At 52.4% G+C, this 23,722-nt stretch carries 17 protein-coding genes; 10 read left to right on the top strand and 7 right to left on the bottom strand.

From position 1 onward, the window contains the following. Nucleotides 1-13: 13 nt before the first annotated feature. From menD to J5069_RS16930, 4 genes are all read right to left on the bottom strand, one after another. Nucleotides 14-1,744 (bottom strand): 2-succinyl-5-enolpyruvyl-6-hydroxy-3-cyclohexene-1-carboxylic-acid synthase, encoded by a 1,731-nt coding sequence (gene menD, locus J5069_RS16945; RefSeq protein WP_264644974.1) that lies wholly within the window; start codon nucleotides 1,742-1,744, stop codon nucleotides 14-16. A 107-nt stretch (nucleotides 1,745-1,851) separates the two neighbouring features. Continuing rightward, complete coding sequence (menF, locus tag J5069_RS16940; protein WP_264644973.1) at nucleotides 1,852-3,195, bottom strand: isochorismate synthase MenF; 1,344 nt, start codon at nucleotides 3,193-3,195, stop codon at nucleotides 1,852-1,854. A 360-nt stretch (nucleotides 3,196-3,555) separates the two neighbouring features. Beyond that, on the bottom strand, nucleotides 3,556-3,840 hold the full coding sequence (gene nadS / locus J5069_RS16935) for a NadS family protein (RefSeq protein WP_264628197.1): 285 nt from the start codon (nucleotides 3,838-3,840) through the stop codon (nucleotides 3,556-3,558). A gap of 1 nt (nucleotide 3,841) precedes the next feature. Next, entirely contained in the window at nucleotides 3,842-4,174 is a 333-nt protein-coding gene (locus tag J5069_RS16930) for a type II toxin-antitoxin system RelE/ParE family toxin (RefSeq protein WP_264628196.1), read from the bottom strand. Nucleotides 4,175-4,498: 324 nt separating this feature from the next. Between J5069_RS16930 and rcsD the strand changes: the two genes are divergently transcribed. Further along, nucleotides 4,499-7,153 (top strand): phosphotransferase RcsD, encoded by a 2,655-nt coding sequence (gene rcsD / locus J5069_RS16925; protein WP_264644972.1) that lies wholly within the window; start codon nucleotides 4,499-4,501, stop codon nucleotides 7,151-7,153. 8 nt (nucleotides 7,154-7,161) lie between these two features. Further along, nucleotides 7,162-7,815, top strand: a complete 654-nt coding sequence (rcsB, locus tag J5069_RS16920) for a response regulator transcription factor RcsB (protein WP_264644971.1) — start codon at nucleotides 7,162-7,164, stop codon at nucleotides 7,813-7,815. Nucleotides 7,816-7,948: 133 nt separating this feature from the next. Here the strand turns inward: rcsB and rcsC are convergent, their stop codons facing one another. Beyond that, nucleotides 7,949-10,828, bottom strand: coding sequence for a two-component system sensor histidine kinase RcsC (rcsC, locus tag J5069_RS16915; protein WP_264644970.1), 2,880 nt, complete (start codon nucleotides 10,826-10,828; stop codon nucleotides 7,949-7,951). Nucleotides 10,829-10,949: 121 nt separating this feature from the next. Next, nucleotides 10,950-13,586, bottom strand: coding sequence for a DNA topoisomerase (ATP-hydrolyzing) subunit A (gyrA, locus tag J5069_RS16910; protein ID WP_264644969.1), 2,637 nt, complete (start codon nucleotides 13,584-13,586; stop codon nucleotides 10,950-10,952). A gap of 221 nt (nucleotides 13,587-13,807) precedes the next feature. Between gyrA and ubiG the strand changes: the two genes are divergently transcribed. The 4 genes from ubiG to yfaE all read left to right on the top strand — a co-directional run bounded on the left by ubiG (nucleotide 13,808) and on the right by yfaE (nucleotide 18,700). Continuing rightward, complete coding sequence (ubiG, locus tag J5069_RS16905) at nucleotides 13,808-14,530, top strand: bifunctional 2-polyprenyl-6-hydroxyphenol methylase/3-demethylubiquinol 3-O-methyltransferase UbiG (RefSeq protein ID WP_264644968.1); 723 nt, start codon at nucleotides 13,808-13,810, stop codon at nucleotides 14,528-14,530. Between the two features lie 401 nt (nucleotides 14,531-14,931). Continuing rightward, nucleotides 14,932-17,217 carry a class 1a ribonucleoside-diphosphate reductase subunit alpha gene (gene nrdA / locus J5069_RS16900; protein WP_264644967.1) on the top strand — a complete coding sequence of 762 codons (2,286 nt, stop codon included), beginning with the start codon at nucleotides 14,932-14,934 and terminating at the stop codon, nucleotides 17,215-17,217. A gap of 87 nt (nucleotides 17,218-17,304) precedes the next feature. Continuing rightward, nucleotides 17,305-18,435, top strand: a complete 1,131-nt coding sequence (nrdB, locus tag J5069_RS16895; protein ID WP_264644966.1) for a class Ia ribonucleoside-diphosphate reductase subunit beta — start codon at nucleotides 17,305-17,307, stop codon at nucleotides 18,433-18,435. 4 nt (nucleotides 18,436-18,439) lie between these two features. Continuing rightward, nucleotides 18,440-18,700 carry a class I ribonucleotide reductase maintenance protein YfaE gene (gene yfaE, locus J5069_RS16890; RefSeq protein WP_264628085.1) on the top strand — a complete coding sequence of 87 codons (261 nt, stop codon included), beginning with the start codon at nucleotides 18,440-18,442 and terminating at the stop codon, nucleotides 18,698-18,700. Between the two features lie 169 nt (nucleotides 18,701-18,869). On the opposite strand, the gene J5069_RS16885 is transcribed toward yfaE, so the two are convergent. Next, entirely contained in the window at nucleotides 18,870-19,199 is a 330-nt protein-coding gene (locus J5069_RS16885) for a hypothetical protein (protein ID WP_264644965.1), read from the bottom strand. A 379-nt stretch (nucleotides 19,200-19,578) separates the two neighbouring features. Here J5069_RS16885 and J5069_RS16880 point away from each other — a divergent pair, with 379 nt between their 5' ends. The 4 genes from J5069_RS16880 (at nucleotide 19,579) to J5069_RS16865 (ending at nucleotide 23,663) form a co-directional block, all read left to right on the top strand. Next, nucleotides 19,579-20,829 carry a YadA C-terminal domain-containing protein gene (locus J5069_RS16880; RefSeq protein WP_264644964.1) on the top strand — a complete coding sequence of 417 codons (1,251 nt, stop codon included), beginning with the start codon at nucleotides 19,579-19,581 and terminating at the stop codon, nucleotides 20,827-20,829. A 53-nt stretch (nucleotides 20,830-20,882) separates the two neighbouring features. Next, complete coding sequence (locus J5069_RS16875; protein WP_264645095.1) at nucleotides 20,883-21,077, top strand: hypothetical protein; 195 nt, start codon at nucleotides 20,883-20,885, stop codon at nucleotides 21,075-21,077. Between the two features lie 13 nt (nucleotides 21,078-21,090). Beyond that, nucleotides 21,091-21,438, top strand: coding sequence for a hypothetical protein (locus J5069_RS16870; RefSeq protein WP_264644963.1), 348 nt, complete (start codon nucleotides 21,091-21,093; stop codon nucleotides 21,436-21,438). 560 nt (nucleotides 21,439-21,998) lie between these two features. Next, nucleotides 21,999-23,663 carry a methyl-accepting chemotaxis protein gene (locus J5069_RS16865; RefSeq protein ID WP_264644962.1) on the top strand — a complete coding sequence of 555 codons (1,665 nt, stop codon included), beginning with the start codon at nucleotides 21,999-22,001 and terminating at the stop codon, nucleotides 23,661-23,663. The last annotated feature ends 59 nt before the right edge of the window (nucleotides 23,664-23,722 follow it).

The raw sequence follows: 23,722 nt of genomic DNA, 5'->3' as shown, positions 1-23,722 counted from the left end.
GAGGGCCCAGCGATCATAGCGGGAGCGGTTCTAAACGGGCAATGTCGCTTTCCAGCTGTGTCTCAATCTCACCGCTGGCAACCTGCGTCGCGAGTTGATTGAGCGTGTCAGCGCCCGCCTTGGCGTCGACAACCGCTTCCAGCAAGGTTACGCCGCCCTGCGCCCAGCAAGCCGCCGTGGCTTCGCTCACCTGTTGCCAGCTTTCCGCCCGCACGTAGTTCAGCCCGAACATGGCAGCAACATGGCTGAATTCCACGTCTTGCGGCATACAGTAAAAGGTTTCTCGCGCCCGAGCGGGCGTCGGCAGCAAAGAGAAAATCTGTCCGCCGTTGTTGTTCACCACCAGCAGCACCAGCGGAGCCGGTGCGTGACGCAGCAACGCCAGCGAGTTCATGTCGTATAGCGCGGAGAGGTCGCCGACAATCCCCAGCGTCGGTAACCCGTTTGCCCGCTGGACCCCCGCCATCGTGGCGATCAGGCCATCAATGCCGCTGGCACCGCGATTGCCATACACGTTATAGGCACCCGGCAACTGCGCCAGTGCATCGATCAGGCGAATCACCAGACTATTGCCGGCAAACAGCTGGCCATTTGGTGGCAGCAATGCTGCCACACGGTGTGCCAATGGCGCTTCACCAAAGGGTCCCGCCAAGCGCGCGGCCACATAATCACGCACCGCCGCGACGCATGCCGACAACCCGCGCGCCCACGGTGCCTGCGCGTGCGCCGGATGGGCGTTAAGCCAGTCGCTGACCGGTGCTACCAGACGACGCCCGCGATGATGGGCAGGATCGAGTCGCCCCGGCATCGGATCGATCAGCCAAAACTCCTGAGGACAGCAGTGCTCCTGCCAGTGCAACACGCGTTTTCCGGTCAGGCTGCCGCCAAATTGCAATACCACTTCGGCCGCCTGCAATTGCTGCACGGCGGTCGGGTGCGCCAGCCACAAATCTGCGTAAGGCAACGGTTGGCCGGTTTGCGATAGCGCATCGCCAATCAACGGCCAGCCCAAGGTTTCGGCCCAGGCCGTCAACTGCGCCCCTTCTTGCGCGGTCACTCGGCCGACCAGAACCACGCCGCGTTTTTTGCGCCACAGCGGCCAATCAGGCTCCACCGCAACCGCCGTTGGATGTGCCACCCGCAGCCAGGGCGCGCGCGTTTGCCACCATCCGCCGAGCGTGGCCAGCCAGTCCTGGTACAAATCGTCGTCATCGGGGCCGTACAGGGGTTCAGCAAAGGGGCAGTTGATATGCAATGCGCCGTGGGTTAATTCCCCCAGCGCACCATCGATCGCCGACACCAGCCAGCGCGCGGGCAAATCCGGCGTTGGACGCGGCAAATTGAGCACCTGAGTCGGGTGAGAAGCATACATGCCCTGTTGGCGAATGGCTTGATTAGCGCCACAGTCAATCAATTCGGGTGGGCGATCGGCAGTCAACACCACCAATCGCTCCCCGGTCAACCCAGCCTCAATGATTGCCGGATAAAGATTGGCAGTTGCCGTGCCAGACGTCACAATGATCGCCACCGGTTCACGCGATGCCTTGGCTAAGCCAAGCGCAAGATGGCCCAGCCCACGCTCGTCAAAATGGGTGTGACAAATCACCGCTGAATGCGCAGCCGCAGCCAGCGTTAACGGTGTTGAGCGCGAGCCCGGCGCGATGCAAATATGGCGAACGCCATGACGAGTCAACGCCTCAAGCAATAATGTGGCCCAGCGACGATTAAATACACTTGTTGACATGGTGGACTCGACTGCTCTGATTTCAGGATATGCCGCTTATTATATTTTTTTTCATGAGGCTGACTTTGATATAAACCCGCACTCTGCACAACAAAGATAAAACAAAACTATGACACTTCGCCGTCGAATAGTGTCTTTAACCCTGCTGCTTTGTTATCCAGCTCGACCCATTCTTGCTCTGGATCAGATCCCGGCAAAATGCCTGCACCGGCGTAAAGATTAATTTTATCGCCATTGATCTCTGCTGAACGCAAGGCAACGCAAAACTCGGCCTGCGCCAGTGAAAGATAACCGGCAGAACCCGCGTACCAGCCGCGTGTAAAAGGCTCGACCTGACGAATAAACGCACGCGCAGCCTGACGTGGCAACCCAGCCACCGCCGCTGTCGGCTGCAAATCATTCAGGCAGGCGGTATCAGAAGCCTGATGCAGCGTGGCGCGGATCGCGCGACGCAAATGTTGCACTTTACGCAACCTTATCACTTCCGGGGGCATAACATCCAACGTGGCGGCGGATTGCTGCAAACGCTGGCTGATATCTTCCACCACAAACTGGTTTTCACACTGGTTTTTTCTGTCGTTCATCAACCACTGCGCCAGCGTCTCGGCGGTGCGGTCGTTGTCATCGCTGGCGACCGTTCCGGCCAGTGCTTCCGTGTTCAGCATGGTCCCCTGACGAAAATACAGGCGTTCAGGGCTGGAGCCCATAAAGGCCTGTTCTGCATTGTGGGCCAGCATAAAGTGGAAACAGCGATGATTGGCGGCACGGCTGGCGGCCATCATACTGGCCGCGCGCAGCGGCTGCGACAGCGTCAACGTGGTACAGCGCGCCAATACCACTTTTTCCATCTCATCGGCAGCGATGCTCGCCAGTGCCCGTTCGAGCATGCTAACCCACCCTTCCCGCGAAGGTCGGTGCTGTTGCGCCACAATGCGACTGGTCAGCGGCGCAATGGGATGCGCGGGCAACAGGAATTTGATAAACGCAGCAGCTTCATCGGTATCTTCCTGCAACGAGGTCTCACTGAAGAGATTCACCTTGAGGCTCAGTTGATTGCCCTGCCGCATGACTTCAACGCGCGGTAAAAAGAGATAGTCGGCCGGATCTCCCCCTTCTACGGCGCTGTGCTCAAAGCCGTTGAGGCCCCAGACACGCACATCCGGCGCACTGCGATAGCGCTGAAAAAACCCTTCGGCATCACTGATATGACGAAAACCGCGCACGATACCGCACACGGCAGCCTCTTCAGGCTCCTGCCGGTGCTGCCAGTAAAACTGGGGATAGACGGGCTGGGTGGCCAACCAGGGCAACAATGACGGCTCACTCTCTTCTGCCGCCGCGACATCCACGGTCAAAGAGACGACGAACTGTAGGCTTCCCGGCATTGCTGGCTGTGGTTCACGCAATACCTGCTGCATACGACGCAACAAGTGAGAAAGTTGTTTCACCATTACCCCAAAACTCAAACGTAAAGCACGAGATTATACGGCAAAAAGCGGATGATGTGAGACAGGCTTGCGTGCTATCCACGGTCAAATCATTGTAAACAAGCACAACAGCAAACGGGGGCTGCGCATTATGGCGATGATCGCGCAATAAGTAATCGCATTAATCGACAAAAGCAGCGAACGCAACGCGGTAAAATGACGTTGCTATCATCATTTATTTCCCAATTTCCGATCCTTTCGCCGGTTTTTACCGGCTTTTTTTTGGCCGTCATGCTAATCAGAGACAGAAATATGGGCTATCACGACAGCAAAAATAAACAAATTGGCCCGATAAGGGTTAGCGGTCAGAGATGGTAAAATTCATCAATGCGCAGCCAGTTCATAAAAGAAAGCGGGATTAGCCTGAATGGTCGCCAATACTTTTGCCGCAAGCCCAGTGGGGTTACGTCGTTTAGCTTCCCAGCTTTTAATGGTATCAATGCTGGTTCCAAGTGCTTTTGCCATTTCACCCTGAGAGATATTGAGCTGTTCTCTTATCGCCCGAACATCTGCAATATCGTAGTGGGTAACACGCGCGGGAGACTTACCTCCCTGCTTGATATCGACAGCCTCTTCCAAAGACATTTTTAGTTCGTCAAATAAACGCATTTCACACCTCACCTTTCAATAATGCCGTTAATTTTTTCAGTTCAATTTTCTCTGCGTCGCTCAGACTTTCTTTCATGCTTTTCGAGTAGGCCAACACAAGATAGATGACCTCGACCGTTGCCAGAAAATAAATCACTCTGACACCACCACTTTTTCCCTTAGCACCCACGGCCATTCTGATTTTTCGCAATCCACCCGTTTGCGGTATCAGGTCGCCTTTTTCTGGCGATTCGATAAGCGTTCTCTGTAGTGTTTTAAGCTCATCATCAGTGGCAATCTGCTTTATCTGACGAGTAAAGATCGGAGTTTCGATAAACGCTATCCCATAGCTCACTGAAATGCTCTCCCCGCAAGGGTACATAGTACACCAACTGAGTACTATGTACACCATGAAATGGTGCGCAATTATGCGCAAAGCGATCTAAAACCCGAGCTGAACAGCACACAAGATGCAGGGATAACGTTCCCAGATTGGGAGCGTTATCCCTAAACACTGGTGAATATCACAGCAAAAAGGGTTAACTGTTCCGATTAATCTCGGAAGTTAGCCAACGGCATTAAGGAAGTTTCGATTCAGTGGGGAAGTTATGATAAAAAGGGAGCCGGACAAAGATTTCATTCTCTCATCTTTACGCACTGCCAAGTAGGAACTGTCATCATGCCTGCGAGTCTGCTTCGCTACCTTACCCTGTTCACCCTGCTGCTACTGCTGACGACCGGCACGCTGAGCTACAATATCGTGAACAGCTGGTTGGCAGAGAAGAAGTCTACGCTCAACACCCTCGCCCTGGGGATGCAAAAGCGCATCGACACCTACCGCTTTTTCACCTACCAAATTTATAGCAATCTGAACAACGACGCGGGTGGTGAAGATAACGTCAGTGCCATCAGTCTGCTGCCAGAGGTGTTCTATGTGGAGAAAAACGGCCAGAAAACCGATGCGCTGATTTTTGGTCAGCACGATAAATCAACGCTGAGCGCGGTACGCAAGATTTCACGTTATCTCGATATCCTGTGGGGCGCAGAGAGCGATATCTACTCCATGTACTACCTCAACGGCGTAGATAACAGCCTGAGCATGATTTCCACGCAGATATTGAAGGATATTTCCGCACAGTTTCGCGGCAGCTATATCACCGCCATTGCCGAAGCCCGGCGCACGGAGATGCTGCAACAGTCGAACGCGCTCGATGAACGCGAGAGCTTCTCCCCGATCCGTAAGCTGCGCTTTTATAATGACTACTATTTTACGCTGCGCACCACCTTCAACCAGCCGGGCCATCTGGCGACCATTATCGCCTTTGATTTGCCCATCAACGATCTGATCCCGCATACGCTGTCGCGCGACAATTTCATTCTGCGCGCGGACACCGTGGGTGCCAGCAGTGAAGCGTTCACCAACAACGACGATACCACCCGCGTCCAGTTAAACGGTTCGCTGTTAGAGGTGGCGGCACCGCTGGTTAACGCGCCGGTAAACATCGTTTATCAGTTACCTCTGCGGCAATTCGCTGCCGATATGGCGCGTAATAATATCTGGTTGCTGCTGCTGAATCTGGCGCTGCTGGCGCTGACCCTCACGGGGTTCTACCTGTGGCGTCAGCCCAACCGCGATGCGCGCGACGATCCGTCACCGCGCTTGCGTAAACAGCAGGCGCTCTATCAGGAGATCGTGAAACGCATCCCCGTTGGCATTCTGGTTTATGATTTTGCTGCCAACCGCGTGGTGGTACAAAACGCCATTGCCGAACATCTGTTGCCTCACCTGAGTTTGGAGAAAATCGCCGCGATGGCGCGCGAGCATCAGGGCGTAGTGCAGGCAACCATCAACAACGAGATGTATGAGATTTTGCAGTTCAGCCAGCCGCAGATGCCAGAGCACAATCTGTTTCTGATTCGCGAGCAGGATAAAGAAATCCTGGTGCATAAAAAGATGCAATTGGCGCAGCGGGAATATGATAAAAACGTGCTGGCGCGTCAACGGCTGTTAACCAACCTGCGTCAGGAGCTGCATACGCCAATGCAGGCCTTGCAGCAACACTTGCTGTCCCTGGCGCAAACCACGGATGACGACGTTCGCGCGGGACTGTTAGGTAAAGCCTCGGATGAAACGGCGCAAACGATCGCACTGCTGGATAATATTGCGCTCCATGACCAGCTCGACAGCGACGCGTGGCAGCCGGAAGTGGTGCCATTTTCTCCCTTAGCCATGATGGATAGCTTGCTGCTTGCCAGCCTGCCGCGCCTTTCCCAGAAAGGGCTGCACCTGTTTCATCACTACCGTCTGGAGCCGCAACGTTTGTATATGGGCGACATGGACATGCTGCAAAAATCGCTGCAGCTGTTGCTCGATTACGCCATCACCAATACGGATTACGGCAAGATTACGCTCACACTGGAAGCGGATGCCCAGCAGGCGGACAAACTCACTATCCGGCTCAGTGATACCGGCACCCGCATGTCAGCGGCAGAACTGGATAATCTGCGCCACCCTTGGCTAACGGTGCCGTCTGCGGATCGTTCCCGGCAAAACTCAGGGTTTGCGCTGTTCCTCTGCCATCAACTGGCACGCAAGCTTGGCGGAGAGCTAAGTATCGCCAGCAAGCAAGATCTCGGCACGCACTACCAGTTGACGTTCACGCTGCCCGCCAGCGCCAGCAGCCGGGATGAAGACGAAAAACTGCTGGAAGACATGACGGTGCTGTTAGACATCACCGCCAATGAGGTACGGCAGATCGTGCAGCACCTGCTCGCCAGTTGGGGGGCAGAATGTATCAACGCTGATGAGCGACAGATGCCTCAGGAGTTCGACCTGCGCATTGTCGATGATGAAGCAAAAATGGCGGATAACACGCTGCTGGTGAACGGTGAGGATACCCAGGTGACCATACTGGCACCGAGGCGTTTACGCACCAATTTTAATATCAGTCAGTTACTGCAAGACGCATTATTGACCTTGATTGAGCAACAGTTTGAGTCCACGACGCTCGACGCTGCACCGACGGATATTCAAGAATATGCCCGGCAACTGAAAGCCAGCGACTATTTTTCGCTGTTCGTTGAAACGGTACCCGACGACATTGCCAAACTGTATACTGATGCAGAAGCAGGCGACTTTTCAACGCTGGCACAAACGGCGCATCGACTTAAGGGTGTGTTTGCCATGCTAAATCTGCACCCTGGCAAACAATTGTGTGAACAACTTGAGCGGCATATTACCGAACAGGCGAGTGAAGAAATCAAAAACGACCTTGATGAGATCGACGAACTTGTCCGTGTATTATTGCAGCCTAATGGCCAACAAGACGAGTAAATAAAACGATGAGTAATTTAAACGTAATTATCGCTGACGACCATCCGATTGTCCTTTTTGGCATTAAAAAATCGCTTGAACAAATTGAGTGGGTTAACGTGGTGGGCGAGTTTGAAGACTCGACAGCACTGATCAACCATCTGCCGAAACTTGATGCCAACGTGTTAATTACCGATTTATCCATGCCTGGCGATAAATACGGTGATGGCATCACACTGATCAAATACATCAAACGCCATTTTCCCCATCTGGCGATCATTGTGCTGACAATGAACAACAACCCCGCCATTTTGAGCGCGGTGTTAGATCTTGATATTGAAGGCATTGTGTTGAAGCAAGGGGCACCGACCGATTTGCCCAAAGCGCTGGCTGCCTTGCAAAAGGGCAAGAAATTCACCCCGGATAGCGTTGCCAAGGTGCTGGAAAAGATCAGCGCCAGCGGTTACGGCGACAAACGCCTGTCACCGAAAGAGAGCGAAGTGCTGCGCCTGTTTGCAGAAGGCTTTCTGGTGACAGAAATTGCCAAAAAGCTTAACCGCAGCATCAAAACTATCAGCAGCCAGAAAAAATCTGCCATGACCAAGCTGGGCGTCGACAACGATATTGCCCTGCTGAAATACCTGTCCTCTATCAACGGTGCCGAGCCAAACGAGGGCGCCTAAACATTCCCCCACTCCCTCTGTCATTCCCGCGAAAGCGGGAATCTCTTGCAGAATGAACGCATGTATTCTGCAAGAGATCCCCGGCTTTCGCCGAGGATGACGTGATGGTTATTCGCAGGAACGACGACGGGTGTTAACCCTTTCCTGTTGAATGAGTACGCTGTTCACGCACTTGCTGGCTATACTGCGACAAACACTGTTGCAGCACATCCAGCGTAACCGGTTTCGATAAACAGTTGTCCATCCCCGCCGCCAAACAACGTTGTCGTTCTTCCGCGAGCGCGTTGGCGGTGACGCCAATCACCGGCGCTTCCCAGCGCTGTGCACGCAGGGTGCGCGTCAGCGTATAACCATCCATATTCGGCATGTTGACATCGGTCAGCACGATATCTGCCGTTTTCTTTGCCAGCGTGCTTAACGCATCCACGCCATCGTTAGCGGTAATGACCTGATACCCCAGCGATCCAAGCTGATCGGCCAGCAAGCGACGGTTTATTGGATGATCGTCCACCACCATAATCAATATGTCGCTATTTTCCACCAGGTTATAGTGCGCTTGGACGCGCGTCCCCGGCACGGCCACGGTATCTTCTTCTCCGTCTTTGTGGCGGCACAGGCGTTCCAGCAGCGTCGGCAAATCCGGCAATCCAGCGGTGCTCATGACCCAGCGCCCTGCCTCCCTCTCCTGTGCGCTGCCGATGTGCACGTGACTAAACAACACGCTCCAGCGCGAGAGCGGCGGCGTAGCCTGTGGATAATCGCTGATGACGATGTCGTCCTCCTGCACCGCCTGATCAGAATACCGTGCAGCAGAGAGACCATATTGATGCAGCAAACTCAGCGCGTTGTGCTCAAGACTGGCATTACGCATCCGCAGCCAGCAGGTTTTCTGCCTGAGTGCATCACTGACCGTTCGTGCCTGGTAATGTGCCTGATAAAGCGGAATGCGAATGCCAAACTGGCTGCCCAGCCCCGGCTCCGATATCAGCGACATGTCGCCATCCATCAGGTTCACCAGCTTTTCACAGATAGCCAACCCCAGTCCGGTTCCCTGAAAATGGCGCTGAACGCCGCTGCCCGCCTGGAAAAAGGGATCGAACAGCTTGAGCGCTTCGCGGGGATTGATGCCCACGCCGGTGTCACGTACCCAAAATTCGAGATAGCCGTCGGTGCAACACACCTGAAAGATAATGCAGCCGGTATCGGTAAATTTAATCGCATTGCTCACCAGATTGGAGAGTACCTGCTGCAAACGCACCGGATCTCCGGACAACGTCGCGGGCACCGACGGATCGATAAAGCAGTAGAGCGTCAGATTTTTTCGCACCACCAGCGGCAGATAGTTGCTGGTAATGTGGCTGACCACTTCCTGTGGGGTGAAAATAGCGGGTTCAATTTTAAGCTGTTCCGACTCTATCTTGGAAAAGTCGAGAATATCGCTGATGATTTTTAGCAGCAGCGCCGAGGAGTTCTGCATCGCCGCCGCCAATCGATTAGCATCTTTCGACAGACTTTTGGTGCGGAGCAAATCCAGATTACCAATGATCCCGTACAGCGGCGTGCGCAGTTCGTGGCTGACCGTAGCCAAAAACATCGATTTCGACTGGCTCGCCTGTTCAGCGGCATTCGCCATTTCTTGCAGAGACTCTTCCATCTTCACCCGTGCGCTCACATCGGAGAGCACGCAAATTGCCACATTTTCATTGCGATAACGCGAATGAACGAAACTGATTTGCAGGTGATGGTTCCGGCTGGTGACCACATCGACGTATTTTGATTGCTGTTCACAGATAATGCGTGTGATCTTGAGCCGGTCTTCATGGGTTAACAAATTCAGGTAATTGTGCGCCAGTTCGTTGCTGAGCAGATTGGTGCCGTCACTGATGCGCAGAATACAAATGCCCACTGGCGCAGAGGCGACAATTTTACGGTTAAACTGCTCGTTCTCTTCCAGTTGAAACGCATTAATTTGCGCGGGCAGAAACATCTTGCGTTCAAACGTCCAGGCGAGAATAAACAGCACCAGCGCAGAAAGCAGATTTAACAGCACCATGTTGATAATCAGCGAGTTCAACTGCGACAACAGCACGCTGAACGGCATGAAATAGACAATATTAAAGGTGGTTGGCGGTAAGGCTTTCTTCAGGATAATTTCGTCGTAACCGTCCACATAACCAAAATAGGTGCGATCGTTCGGGTAGCTGGAGGTCATCGATCCGTTGCGCTCTTTATCGGTAAATTGCAGCAACGGTTGGTTGAACTGATCGAGCAGTTTGGCACCGACCGTAAATTTACCTGCGGCAACAAAATCATCCAGACGGATGGTTTGCTCAATGCCCATAAGGGTTTCCAGACGATCCCCTTTATAAATCGGCGTAATGGCATACAGATAGCCGATGTCAGGATCGGAGGCCGGGGTTATCCAATACACCGTTTCATCGCGCCATTCGCCCTGGGTGGCATGCTTTTTATCGGCAAAACGCTCTTGCAGGTTCTGCAACAAATTATCGCGATCCAGCGCCTGATTACGGATGCCAAAATCCATCATGCACTGCCAGGCGCCATCGACAAAAAACACCCGGTTCAGATCGTATACGGTAGAGAAGTTATCCTGCCAATCGGTAAAAAATGCGCTGACGGCATCCAACTGCCCTTTTTGGGTCTGGTAGATCGCCTGACAGTCTGCACCTGCGGTTAAGGGATAAAGTGAAAGCAGCGGCGTACGCAGGGTGTTGGCGGCAGGCGGTATGGCGTGTGCGGGCGCCATGTTGACATGACTGACGGCCACATAACGTAATTCCCGCACGATGTCCGTGGTGCGACGAATATACTCCTGCGACTGATCGTAGCTCTGGTTATATTCCAGGCGTAACTCGGCTTCTTTATCGTTAAGAACCTTGCTGAAATAGAAGATGGAAATCAGCGCTCCCAGCATCCATAACATCATCGCCAGCACCCTGAACAGGTAGCGGGAAATTTTCAGCGTCGTGTGAAATGAAGCGAGGTATTTCAAATTTATTCCATCGGGTTGGTAAACGGTTGCAAGGCAAAGGCTTGCCGATACAGTACCGAGAGCGCATAAAAAAAGCCAGCATCTGAGATACTGGCTTTGGTTTCACCGGTGTAACGAACGATTATTCGTCGTCAGCCACATCGTCGTCAGTTTCGGCATCATCAATGCCGTCTTCTTCTTCGGCGACTTCACCCGGCGCAGTTGCCACGCTGTCGAGCTCTTCATCTTCGACCGGCTCAGCAACACGTTGCAGCCCTACCACGTTTTCGTCTTCCGCGGTGCGGATAAGCGTCACGCCCTGGGTGTTACGGCCTACGATGCTGACCTCAGAAACACGGGTGCGCACCAGCGTACCGGCATCGGTGATCATCATGATCTGATCCAGTTCATCGACCTGCACCGCACCGACAACCTTACCGTTACGCTCGCTCACTTTGATAGAGATAACGCCTTTGGTCGCACGAGATTTGGTCGGGTATTCACTTACCGCAGTACGCTTACCGAAGCCGTTTTGCGTCACAGTGAGGATATCCCCCTCGCCGCGCGGCACGATCAGAGACACCACGCGATCGTCACCCTGAAGGTTGATACCGCGCACACCGGTAGCGGTACGTCCCATAGCGCGCACTGCCGCTTCGGAGAAACGCACCACCTTGCCTTCGGCAGAGAACAGCATTACTTCGTTCTCACCGTCCGTCAAATCAACGCCGATCAGTTCGTCGCCGTCATTGAGGTTAACGGCAATAATCCCTTTCGAACGTGGATTGCTAAACTCGGTCAGCGCGGTTTTCTTCACGGTGCCGCTGGCGGTCGCCATAAACACGTTTTGGCCTGCTTCGTATTCACGCACTGGCAGAATGGCAGTGATACGCTCTTCCGGCTCCAACGGCAACAGGTTGACGATAGGACGCCCACGCGCACCGCGGCTCGCTTCCGGCAGTTGATACACTTTCAACCAATAGAGGCGGCCACGGCTGGAGAAGCAGAGGATCGTGTCATGGGTGTTGGCCACCAGCAGACGGTCGATAAAATCTTCTTCCTTGATACGTGCCGCTGACTTGCCTTTGCCCCCACGACGCTGCGCTTCATAGTCGCTCAGCGGTTGGTATTTGACATAGCCCTGATGCGAGAGCGTAACCACCACATCTTCCTGATTGATCAGGTCTTCGATATTGATGTCAGCGCTGTTGGCAGTGATTTCGGTACGGCGTTCGTCACTGTACTGGGCCTTGATGGCTTCCAGCTCTTCGCGAATGACTTCCATCAGGCGCTCAGGGCTGGTCAGAATATGCAGCAGCTCGGCAATTTGTACCAACAGCTCTTTATACTCATCCAGCAGTTTTTCGTGTTCCAGACCGGTCAGCTTTTGCAACCGCAGATCCAGAATCGCCTGTGCCTGCTGCTCGGTCAGGTAGTATTTACCGTCGCGAATACCGAATTCCGGCTCCAGCCAGTCAGGACGCGCAGCATCATTACCGGCGCGTTCCAGCATCGCCGCGACGTTGCCCAGATCCCACGCACGAGCAATCAATGCTGCCTTGGCTTCCGCCGGGTTTGGCGCATTGCGAATCGCTTCAATGATCGGATCGATATTTGCCAGCGCAACCGCCAGCCCTTCCAAAATATGGGCACGCTCGCGCGCTTTGCGCAGTTCAAAAATGGTTCTGCGCGTCACTACTTCACGACGGTGACGAACAAAGGCAACCAGAATATCCTTGAGCGGCATAATCTTCGGCTGGCCCTGATGCAGTGCCACCATGTTGATGCCGAACGAGACCTGAAGCTGAGTCAGAGAATAGAGGTTATTCAGTACCACTTCGCCCACGGCATCACGTTTGATCTCAATCACGATGCGCATGCCGTCTTTATCAGACTCATCGCGTAATGCGCTGATGCCTTCGACGCGTTTCTCTTTTACCAGCTCGGCGATTTTCTCAATCAGACGCGCCTTGTTCACCTGATAGGGAATTTCGTGCACGATAATGGTCTCACGACCATTTTTCTCGTCCACTTCCACTTCGGCGCGTGCGCGGATGTAAATTTTGCCACGCCCGGTGCGGTACGCTTCTTCAATGCCACGTCTGCCGTTGATGATTGCGGCGGTCGGGAAATCCGGCCCTTTGATGTGCGCCATCAACCCTTCCAGGCTGATGTTTTCATCTTCAATGTACGCCAGGCAGCCGTTGATCACTTCCGTCAGATTATGTGGCGGGATGTTGGTTGCCATCCCCACGGCGATACCGGAAGAACCGTTCACCAGCAGGTTAGGGATACGCGTCGGCATTACATCGGGGATCTGTTCTGTGCCATCGTAGTTGGGCACAAAATCTACCGTCTCTTTTTCCAGATCCGACAGCAGCTCGTGGGCGATTTTCGACATGCGAATTTCGGTATAACGCATGGCCGCCGCGGAGTCGCCGTCTATTGACCCGAAGTTGCCCTGACCATCCACCAGCATATAGCGCAAGGAGAAAGGTTGCGCCATACGCACGATGGTTTCATATACGGCGGAATCACCGTGCGGGTGGTATTTACCGATTACGTCGCCGACCACACGGGCCGATTTTTTATAGGGTTTGTTCCAGTCATTTCCCAGCACGCTCATCGCGAAGAGCACGCGCCGGTGCACGGGTTTCAGGCCGTCACGAACATCAGGCAAGGCACGCCCGACAATAACGGACATGGCATAGTCCAAATATGAGTTTTTCAACTCATCTTCGATATTGACCGGTGTTATTTCTCTGGCAAGGTCGCTCATGGAGCCGCTATCCCTCTATTTAATGCATCAACCCGAGTTCAAAAGGTGGAAAATGATAGCACAAAACCCACCTCACAGGGAAAATACGCGCACGAGTAATGACGCTTTTCTTTCATTCACCGCCTTTTCCATCGCTGAGGCGAAAGGGAGAATCGCTACTACATCCTGCGTACACCCGATATACTCACCGCAGATGAGAATAACAAAAGGTGGTATACCGCATGAACGCAGAAACACCGACGCACAATGTCGATCATGATGAAATCGCCAAGTTTGAAGCCGTCGCCTCACGCTGGTGGGATTTGGAAGGCGAGTTCAAACCGCTGCACCGCATCAACCCGCTGCGACTTGATTATATCGCGCGCCGCGCCGATGGGCTGTTTGGCAAGCAGGTGCTGGATGTCGGCTGCGGTGGCGGCATTCTGGCGGAGAGCATGGCGCGCGAAGGGGCAGAGGTTACCGGATTAGATATGGGGGCCGAACCGTTGCAGGTAGCCCGGTTGCACGCGCTGGAGAGCGGCGTTAGCGTGCACTATGTGCAGGAAACCGTGGAGTCTCACGCAGCGGTGCACGCCGGGCGCTATGACGTTGTGACCTGTATGGAGATGCTGGAACATGTGCCAGACCCGCAATCGGTGGTGCGCGCCTGTGCCGCCCAGGTCAAACCCGGCGGACATGTGTTTTTCTCGACCATCAACCGTAATGCCAAAGCCTGGCTGTTGATGATTTTCGGTGCCGAATACGTGCTGAAAATGGTGCCCAAAGGCACCCATGACGCGAAGAAATTTATTCGCCCGGCAGAACTGCTGGACTGGGTGGACGGCACCTCGCTGGCCGACCAGCACATCACCGGTCTGCATTATAACCCGCTGCGCGATCGTTTTACGCTCGGTCCTAACGTGGATGTGAACTATATGCTGCATACGCAGCGCGAGGCGGAATAACTCAGCGTTTGGAACGCAGATTGGTGATATCGTCGCCAATCTGCCATTCCCTCTTCAGTCATAACCTTAGACGCTGATCAAATTAAGAATTTTCTGTGCGCGGAAAAAAGCGGCAACCGATCAATTTTTTATTTTTTTATCCCCATCCATTGACAAAAGTTAAGGCCGCAACGCTACAGGCGTTTAGCCACTGTGTAACAATTCCTCCCCATGTTATCCACAATTTCAGTGTGTTTTGTTCACTTGCAATAGCCGAAAATTCTCACTATCTTGTTATCATTCTAAACCAAACCCCCTATATGTAGTGTTTCCTCCACACACCGCAGCACTAGACTGTCGTGTGCGTTTTCGATCGGGGAAAACACTATTGCAATAGGAAAAACGGATAGGTACTACACCACATGAACCAGAGCCTGCTAGTAACCAAACGCGATGGCAGCAAAGAACGCATCAATCTGGACAAGATTCACCGGGTGATTACCTGGGCAGCAGAAGGCCTGCACAATGTGTCAGTGTCTCAAGTAGAGCTGCGCTCCCACATTCAGTTTTATGATGGCATCAAGACTGCCGATATCCATGAAACCATTATCAAAGCCGCCGCCGATCTGATTTCGCGCGACAGCCCGGACTACCAATATCTGGCCGCGCGTTTGGCCATTTTCCACTTGCGTAAGAAAGCGTACGGCCAGTTTGAACCGCCGGCGTTGTTCGATCACGTCACCAACATGGTGGAACTGGGCAAATACGACACCCACTTATTGCAGGACTACACGCCAGAAGAGTTCGCTCAGATGGACGCTTTCATCGATCACTGGCGCGACATGACCTTCTCTTACGCTGCGGTTAAGCAGTTGGAAGGGAAATATCTGGTGCAAAACCGCGTCACCGGTGACATCTACGAAAGCGCCCAGTTCCTGTATGTACTGGTAGCCGCCTGCCTGTTCTCCGGTTACCCGCGCGAAACGCGTCTGGATTACGTCAAACGCTTCTATGACGCGATTTCTACCTTCAAGATTTCGCTGCCAACGCCGATCATGTCCGGCGTGCGTACCCCGACCCGTCAGTTCAGCTCCTGCGTGTTGATCGAGTGCGGCGACAGCCTGGATTCCATCAACGCCACCTCCAGCGCTATCGTGAAATACGTTTCGCAGCGTGCCGGTATCGGCATCAACGCGGGTCGTCTCCGCGCGCTGGGTAGCCCGATTCGCGGCGGTGAAGCGTTCCATACCGGCTGTATTCCGTTCTATAAACATTTCCAGACCGCAGTGAAATCCTGTTCACAGGGCGGCGTGCGCGGCGGTGCAGCGACGCTGTTTTATCCGCTGTGGCATCTGGAAGTCGAAAGCCTGCTGGTGCTGAAGAACAACCGTGGCGTGGAAGGCAACCGCGTGCGTCATCTCGATTACGGCGTACAGTTGAACAAGCTGATGTATCAGCGTCTGGTCAAAGGGCAAGAAATCACCCTGTTCAGCCCCTCTGACGTGCCCGGCCTGTATGACGCGTTTTTTGCCGATCAGGACGAGTTCGAGCGCTTGTATCAGCAGTATGAAAAAGATGACAGCATCCGCAAGAAATCCATGAAAGCGGTCGATCTGTTCTCGCTGATGATGCAAGAGCGCGCCTCCACCGGCCGTATCTACATTCAACACGTCGATCACTGCAACACCCACAGCCCGTTCGAGCCGACCATCGCACCGGTGCGTCAGTCCAACCTGTGTCTGGAAATTGCACTGCCGACCCATCCTCTGGAAGACGTCAACGACGAAAAAGGCGAGATCGCGCTCTGCACCCTCTCTGCGTTCAACCTTGGCGCATTGAATAGCCTGGATGATTTGGAAGATTTGGCGCGCCTGGCAGTACGTGCACTAGACGCCCTGCTGGACTATCAGGACTATCCGATTCTGGCCGCTAAACGCGGTGCCATGGGCCGCCGCACGCTCGGCATCGGCGTCATCAACTTCGCCTACTATCTGGCGAAAAACGGTGTGCGCTACTCCGACGGCAGCGCCAACAACCTGACGCACCAGACTTTTGAAGCCATTCAGTACTACCTGCTGCAAGCGTCAAACGAGCTGGCGCGCGAACAGGGTGCCTGCCCGTGGTTTGACCAAACCACCTATGCGCGCGGCGTGCTGCCTATTGACACCTACAAGCGCGATCTGGATGGCATTTGCAGCGAACCGTTGCATTACGATTGGGAAGCGCTGCGCGACAGTATCAAAACACACGGTCTGCGTAACTCCACGCTCTCTGCGTTGATGCCGTCGGAAACCTCGTCACAAATATCCAACGCCACCAACGGGATTGAACCGCCGCGCGGACACATCAGCATCAAGGCGTCAAAAGACGGTATTCTGCGCCAGGTGGTGCCGGATTATGAAACCCTGAAGGATGCCTACGAGTTACTGTGGGAAATGCCGAACAATGATGGCTACCTGCAACTGGTTGGACTGATGCAAAAGTTTGTCGATCAGGCTATTTCTGCCAACACTAACTACGATCCGGCACGCTTCCCGTCAGGAAAAGTGCCGATGAAACAGTTGCTGACTGACTTGCTCACCGCCTATAAATTCGGGTTGAAAACGCTGTATTATCAAAACACCCGTGACGGCGCGGAAGACATTCAGGAAGATATCCTAACCGACGCACAGGATGACGGTTGCGAAGGCGGTGCCTGCAAGATTTAAACCGCTTCCCGCGTAGGGTATTGTTTACGTAAGTCTTTTTCAGGAGGCGGTGAAACGCCTCCTGTCCCTTTTTGGAGATACAGCCCTATGGCTTATACCACCTTCTCACAGAATAAAAACGATCAGCTTCTGGAACCAATGTTCTTTGGTCAGTCCGTTAACGTCGCGCGTTACGATCAGCAAAAATATGAAATATTCGAGAAACTGATCGAGAAACAGCTTTCCTTTTTCTGGCGTCCGGAAGAGGTCGATGTATCTCGCGATCGCATCGATTATCAGGCGCTACCGGAACATGAAAAGCACATTTTCATCAGCAACCTGAAATACCAAACGCTGCTGGACTCCATTCAAGGACGCAGCCCGAACGTCGCACTGTTACCGCTGATCTCCATCCCTGAATTGGAAACCTGGATAGAAACCTGGGCGTTTTCAGAAACCATTCACTCCCGTTCCTATACCCATATCATCCGCAATATCGTCAACGATCCGGCGCTGGTGTTCGATGATATCGTCACCAATGAAGAGATTCTGAAACGCGCAAAAGACATCTCTGCTTTCTATGACGATCTGATCGAACTGACCAGCTATTACCATCTGCTGGGCGAAGGCACGCATCAGGTGAACGGTAAAACCGTCACCGTCAATCTGCATGCCTTGAAGAAACAGCTTTATCTGTGCCTGATGAGCGTCAATGCGCTGGAAGCCATTCGTTTTTATGTCAGTTTCGCCTGCTCGTTCGCCTTTGCTGAACGCGAACTGATGGAAGGCAACGCCAAAATCATCAAACTGATCGCCCGCGATGAAGCGCTGCACCTGACCGGCACCCAACATATGCTGAATCTGATGCGTTCCGGCCAGGACGATCCTGAAATGGCGCAAATCGCCGAAGAGTGCCAACAGGAATGCTACGACCTGTTTGTGCTGGCGGCGCAGCAGGAAAAAGAGTGGGCGGAATACCTGTTCCGCGACGGCTCGATGATTGGCCTGAACAAAGACATTCTCTGCCAGTACGTTGAATACATCACCAATATCCGCATGCAGGCGGTGGGATTGCCATTGCCGTTCCAAACGCGCACTAACCCAATTCCGTGGATTAACGCCTGGCTGGTCTCTGACAACGTGCAGGTTGCCCCGCAAGAAGTGGAAGTGAGTTCTTATCTGGTCGGCCAAATTGATTCTGAAATCAACGCCGACGACCTGAGTGACTTCCAGCTCTAAGCCGATGAGCACCTCAACCATAACACTGCGCGTCTCAGGCGCGCAGCTTGCCAGCAACGACAGCGCCGCCTCATTACTGGATGTGCTGGAACAACATCGCGTGCCGGTGGAGTATCAGTGCCGCTCGGGCTATTGCGGTGCCTGCCGCTTACGGCTGGTGAAAGGTCGCGTCGCCTATCGCCAAACGCCGCTTGCCTGTGTACAGCAAGATGAAATTTTGCCGTGCTGCTGCATGCCGGTGAATGATATTGAGTTGGAGTTGTGAACAATCAATGACCGATGCGGTAAAGGCGGATGAATCAGCGCGAAAACAGATTTATCCGGTAAGAAAAAGGCGCTCACCCTCTTTCAACGATGAACGCCCTTTCGCTTTCCCTGTCAGGATTATTTAGCGGATGCATTGCCACCGCTTTAAGCTCGCGTTTAGCGCGGTGTTATTTTTTTTCAACATTGTCTTTCAGGTACTGCAACACCGCTTTATTCACTTTATGCTCTGTGAACTTCCAACCCTTCCAGTAATCAGGTTGGTTTAAATAAATTTCAGGCGGAATGGTGAAGTCACTCAGCGTAAGCCATTCTGCAAACAGCTCAGGGCTGCGCTTCTGAAGTAGTTGCAGCAAGAGAATCAGTGACATGGCTGATGCTGGCGCGAGACTCTCGCCGCTTAAATATTTGTGAACCGTTGACCGATTCGAGCGAAAAAGGATAGGTAACAGCGCCCTATCAATTCCCATCTCATTAAAAATCTTTTCAAAATCATTCATTTACTTTCACCTGTCTGTTTCTAATCCCGGCAAAAATTGATATTTCTCAAAGAAACCGATGATAGCATATTTCAGCATCAAATTCATTCACCCATCAGAAACCAGAATTATTTCACAAGCAAAAACAACTCGTTATCTGCGATCCATTCCGCCGCAGTGCCAAATGAGAACAATTATCGCATCATTAAGAAACTAAATTGGTTTTTATTGGAAACAAATGAGTGATAAAGAACAACAATCCGCAATCAAACGTGCTTTACATCACAAAACATGCGGCGTAAATTCCGCACAACGTAAACCAAAATCCTTTCTAATATAAACGACAATTACGCCACGAGAGAAACATACTCGCGCGTTAATTTTAATGAGAAATTAACAAATGAAACAAACATGTTCTCGCTCTATTCTGGCAGTTATCATCAGCGCGGTTTGTGTGCCTGCTTTTGCTGGCTTGTCTGGTGCTGACAAACAGGCCGCTGATGCTTATTTTGCCACTGCAAACCATCAGCTTTCAGAAAACCATCCTGAGAACGCAACCCTGTCAGCGGCCACGCCTGCGACGCAGACTCAAACCAACGTTGAACGCCTGCAAGCACAAATTGACGCTCGACTGGCAACAGAAGGTGGTGTGAAAAAGTATGTTTCCGGAGCGCTGGTCCCGGTTGAAGGCAAGATTGCCGCCGCACAAAACCGTGCAGATCAGGCCTTGTCGCAAGCGGGTGTAAACACCGGCCGCATTGATCGTCTTGATGTGGCGATTAACACCAACGCGACCAACATTGACAAGGTGCAAACCACCGCCGATCGCGCACAGACTACGGCGGATCAAGCAAAATCCAGCGCCATACACGCCAACAACAACGCGAACATTGCACTGAAAAATACCGTTAACCTTTCTTCACACGTTGCATCCCTCGAAACTGATGTAGCGACGGTCAAAGATGATGTCGCAGCAAACACCAACGTCAATGAACAACAGCAACATCTGATTACGGCCAACAGCGAAGCCATCGCACAGGTTCATGTTCAAAACAGCGAGCGCGTGCAAAATATGCTTCACGCACGTCAACAAGCCGAAACACAAGCCACGGTAAAAGCGGCGGTTGACGCAATCCCTCACGCTGAACCTGCTGATGACCACAGCAAAGCCATCACAGCTAACCGCAGTGCTATCAAGGCCACAAACAACAGCGTGAGAAAATTGGCGAAACAGCAGCAGATAGAAAGCATTTATTACAGTGAGCAGATTCAAACACTGGCGGATAACACGACCCAATCGCTGACAGAAGAGCATTCAGCAATCAAAGCCACGCACGCTCGTGCCGTTGACAATAGCCAACAGATTGACGATCTCAACGGTAACGTTAGTCACCTGAGAAATTTGGTTGAGGAAAACAAGAAAGAAGCCGCTGCGGGTTCCTCTGCTGCAATGGCTCAGGCCAACATTCCGCAAGTGCTTAACGGACAGACCGTTGCTATTGGCGCAGGTATTGGTGGCTACGACGGAGAATCAGCCGTCGCTGTTGGCGTGTCTTTCCGCGCAACTCAGAACGTAACGGTTAAAGCAACGGTGAGTGATGACACTCAGGAAAACCTGGGTTATGGCGCTGGCCTCTCTGTGGGTTGGTAATCCATGGGTAATGTTCAATTGATGACACATGAAATGCACAACAGGTTATTTCTATGATTAACAAGATTTCACTGATCGCTGTCGTTATGCTGGCCGGTTGTTCCTCACAGGCATCACGCATGGCAGAGTGTCAAGCCCAGGGCGTCAGCCGCGATGCCTGTTACATCGCGGAGAAGAATCGCCAGTCAACCATGGCGGCCAGCGCAGAAAAACAGGCGCTGGAAAATGCCGCACACGCCGTGCGTTAAGGAGTAAAAAAGAATGAAAACCAATCAGTTAGTGATTTCCGCACTGGCATTAACAAGCTCACTGGTTACCGCTACCAGCTACGGCTTTCCGGTAAACAGTGAGACGCACGCAGCGGATAACTCACAGCACAGCGTTCTGGTGGCACAAAAGCAAACGCTAAAATCCTCGTGGAAAGGGTTTGGCATTACGGTGAACCGTGCGAAAGATGGCATCATCACCGTCGATGGCAAGCCAGCAGCGCTGGATGAGCACAATGAAAATGCGCAAGTTTACTCTCAAGGGCTTAACACCGTGATTTTCTATAAAACAGGAAGAGTAGTGTTAATGCGAGATGGTCAATTTGTGGGCGATCTGAAATAAGTATTGTAGGTATACCCTAAATAATTCGAGTTGCAGGAAGGCGGCAAGGGAGTGAATCCCGATGAGCTTACTCAGGTAAGTGATTCGGGTGAATGAGTGCAGCCAACGCACCTGCAGCTTGAAGTATGACGGGTATAGTGATTCTTTATTCACGGGTTATTCCATTCAGAGGTTATCACTCAGTCACCTCTGACATCCCGATGACAGCGTTTATTTTATCATTTTCTTTCCCTGGTGTTGTTTGCCCTTTATCCCGTATAAAGGGCCTTTTTTTAAATTAGCTCACAACTGTAACTATTCAAAAAAGCAACTATTCAACCACGCTACACATTTCCCACACGGCATTATTCACCCGATAAATTTATCGCTTCGGAAATATTATTAACGCAAGATTTTTTATCGTAATTCATACCGTTGTAGAATTTTTAGGATGAAATCGATATAAAAAAATCAAAAAATTGCTTATATACTCCTCGGTTATTTATCACACCATAGGCTAGTCTGACCTGCATTACATTCACCTGAATATAAATTTCCAAATACTTATAATAGGGAAGCGCATGAAATTCTCGGATTTGAAAATCGCTACACGGCTAACCATCGGCTCTATATCCAGCTTGATTATTCTACTTATTTTTGGTGCATTGGCCTTTGGCGGGCTTAAAAGTTTTCACGAACACATCGACGCCGTAGTAAAGAAAAATTATCCTACCGTGATGCTCTCCAACAATGTCATGAGCAGTTTAAATAACGTCTTTATTAGCCAATCCGCTTTCTTTGCCCTGACCGCAGAAAATGATGAAAATAACATCAACACTACGGTTGAACAAATCAAAAAAGATCGCAGCGTTATCGTTAAACATATTACGACGCTCAGCAACTCTGTACAGGGCGATGCTGAACTCACTGCGGCATTAAATACCATCAAGCAGGATTACAGTAAGTTTGCCGAAGCCAGCGACGCACTGCTGAATCTGGCGAAAAACCGTCAGGACCTACGCCATCAGGCGCTTGAGGTGACCTGGCCGCTAGGTACTGCGCTCAAAAAAGATATTTCACAGTTCATCAGCAAAGCCGAATACCGGATGTGGCAGGCGGATCAAACGGTTAATCAAAGTTACAGCAGCATTCGCATTATATTGCTGTGCATTATTCTCGCAGGCGCCGTTATCAGCCTGACGCTGTCATTCGTGACAGCACGCAGCGTGGTGCTGCCCTTACAGCAAGCGGTGTCACTGGCGGAGTCCGTTGCGCAGGGCAATCTGACGCGATCGATCGCCCATCAGCGTAAAGATGAGACCGGTATCTTATTGAATGCGCTGAACAAGATGACCACCAATCTTCAGCAGCTTGTCGGGCAACTGCGCGATGGTGCACACAGCATTGCCTCCGCTACCGCACAGATTGCGGCGGGTAACTTGGATCTGTCTGGCCGCACCGAAGAACAGGCCAGCTCTCTGGAAGAGACGGCAGCATCAATGAACCAGTTGGCGGCTACCGTCAAAAACACCGCAGAAAGCACCCAACAGGCCAATACGCTGGTGAACGATGCCGCCGTAGAGATGAAAAACAGCGGCAGCAAAATGTCCGATGCCGCCAGCAAAATGCATGAAATCCGTGATTCTGCCAATCACATGGTGGAAATCATCGCCCTGATCGACGGCATTGCTTTCCAAACCAATATATTGGCTCTTAATGCTGCGGTTGAAGCGGCTCGTGCAGGGGAACAAGGTCGCGGCTTTGCCGTGGTTGCCAGCGAAGTACGTAATCTCGCGCAGCGTAGCGCCGCCGCGGCAAAAGAGATCAAAGTGTTGATCGACGATGCCGTGCACACGACACAACAAGGGATGGAGCTGGTGGAAGGTGCGGAAACATCCATGAAGAACCTGAGTGCCAACGCCTCTCACATGGGCAGCATTATGTCGGAAATTGCGCACTCCAGCCGGGAACAGAGCGTCGGGATCGATCAGGTCAACATTGGCGTCGGACAGCTTGATGCGTCAACACAGCAAAACGCTTCGCTGGTCGAGGAAGTCTCTGCGGCCGCACAGTCGTTGCAACATCAAGCGCAGCGTCTGACGGATGCCGTGGCGGTGTTTGTCATTACGCCTACCGGCTCAACGACCGTAACGGCCCCGACAGCAGCGACAAAAACACCGCTGCTGGCCGCTGCGGGCACGAGTCCCAGCACGTCATCCTCAAACGATAACTGGACAACCTTTTAATCCTGCCGCTTACCGGGGCGTATTGACGCCCCTTCTTGCCTCACCTCTCGTTTTTGCTA

Origin of the sequence: Candidatus Symbiopectobacterium sp. NZEC127, from assembly GCF_025962675.1 — a bacterium.
GTDB lineage: Bacteria > Pseudomonadota > Gammaproteobacteria > Enterobacterales > Enterobacteriaceae > Symbiopectobacterium.
This window is presented reverse-complemented; position numbering and strand designations above follow the sequence as displayed.

What these genes read in the sequence shown, in the direction of transcription:
- menD (WP_264644974.1), bottom strand. Translation starts at nt 1,744, where the DNA reads ATGTCAACAAGTGTATTTAATCGTCGCTGGGCCACATTATTGCTTGAG.
- menF (WP_264644973.1), bottom strand. Translation starts at nt 3,195, where the DNA reads ATGGTGAAACAACTTTCTCACTTGTTGCGTCGTATGCAGCAGGTATTG.
- nadS (WP_264628197.1), bottom strand. Translation starts at nt 3,840, where the DNA reads ATGCGTTTATTTGACGAACTAAAAATGTCTTTGGAAGAGGCTGTCGAT.
- rcsD (WP_264644972.1), top strand. Translation starts at nt 4,499, where the DNA reads ATGCCTGCGAGTCTGCTTCGCTACCTTACCCTGTTCACCCTGCTGCTA.
- rcsB (WP_264644971.1), top strand. Translation starts at nt 7,162, where the DNA reads ATGAGTAATTTAAACGTAATTATCGCTGACGACCATCCGATTGTCCTT.
- gyrA (WP_264644969.1), bottom strand. Translation starts at nt 13,586, where the DNA reads ATGAGCGACCTTGCCAGAGAAATAACACCGGTCAATATCGAAGATGAG.
- ubiG (WP_264644968.1), top strand. Translation starts at nt 13,808, where the DNA reads ATGAACGCAGAAACACCGACGCACAATGTCGATCATGATGAAATCGCC.
- nrdA (WP_264644967.1), top strand. Translation starts at nt 14,932, where the DNA reads ATGAACCAGAGCCTGCTAGTAACCAAACGCGATGGCAGCAAAGAACGC.
- nrdB (WP_264644966.1), top strand. Translation starts at nt 17,305, where the DNA reads ATGGCTTATACCACCTTCTCACAGAATAAAAACGATCAGCTTCTGGAA.
- yfaE (WP_264628085.1), top strand. Translation starts at nt 18,440, where the DNA reads ATGAGCACCTCAACCATAACACTGCGCGTCTCAGGCGCGCAGCTTGCC.
- J5069_RS16885 (WP_264644965.1), bottom strand. Translation starts at nt 19,199, where the DNA reads ATGAATGATTTTGAAAAGATTTTTAATGAGATGGGAATTGATAGGGCG.
- J5069_RS16880 (WP_264644964.1), top strand. Translation starts at nt 19,579, where the DNA reads ATGAAACAAACATGTTCTCGCTCTATTCTGGCAGTTATCATCAGCGCG.
- J5069_RS16875 (WP_264645095.1), top strand. Translation starts at nt 20,883, where the DNA reads ATGATTAACAAGATTTCACTGATCGCTGTCGTTATGCTGGCCGGTTGT.
- J5069_RS16870 (WP_264644963.1), top strand. Translation starts at nt 21,091, where the DNA reads ATGAAAACCAATCAGTTAGTGATTTCCGCACTGGCATTAACAAGCTCA.
- J5069_RS16865 (WP_264644962.1), top strand. Translation starts at nt 21,999, where the DNA reads ATGAAATTCTCGGATTTGAAAATCGCTACACGGCTAACCATCGGCTCT.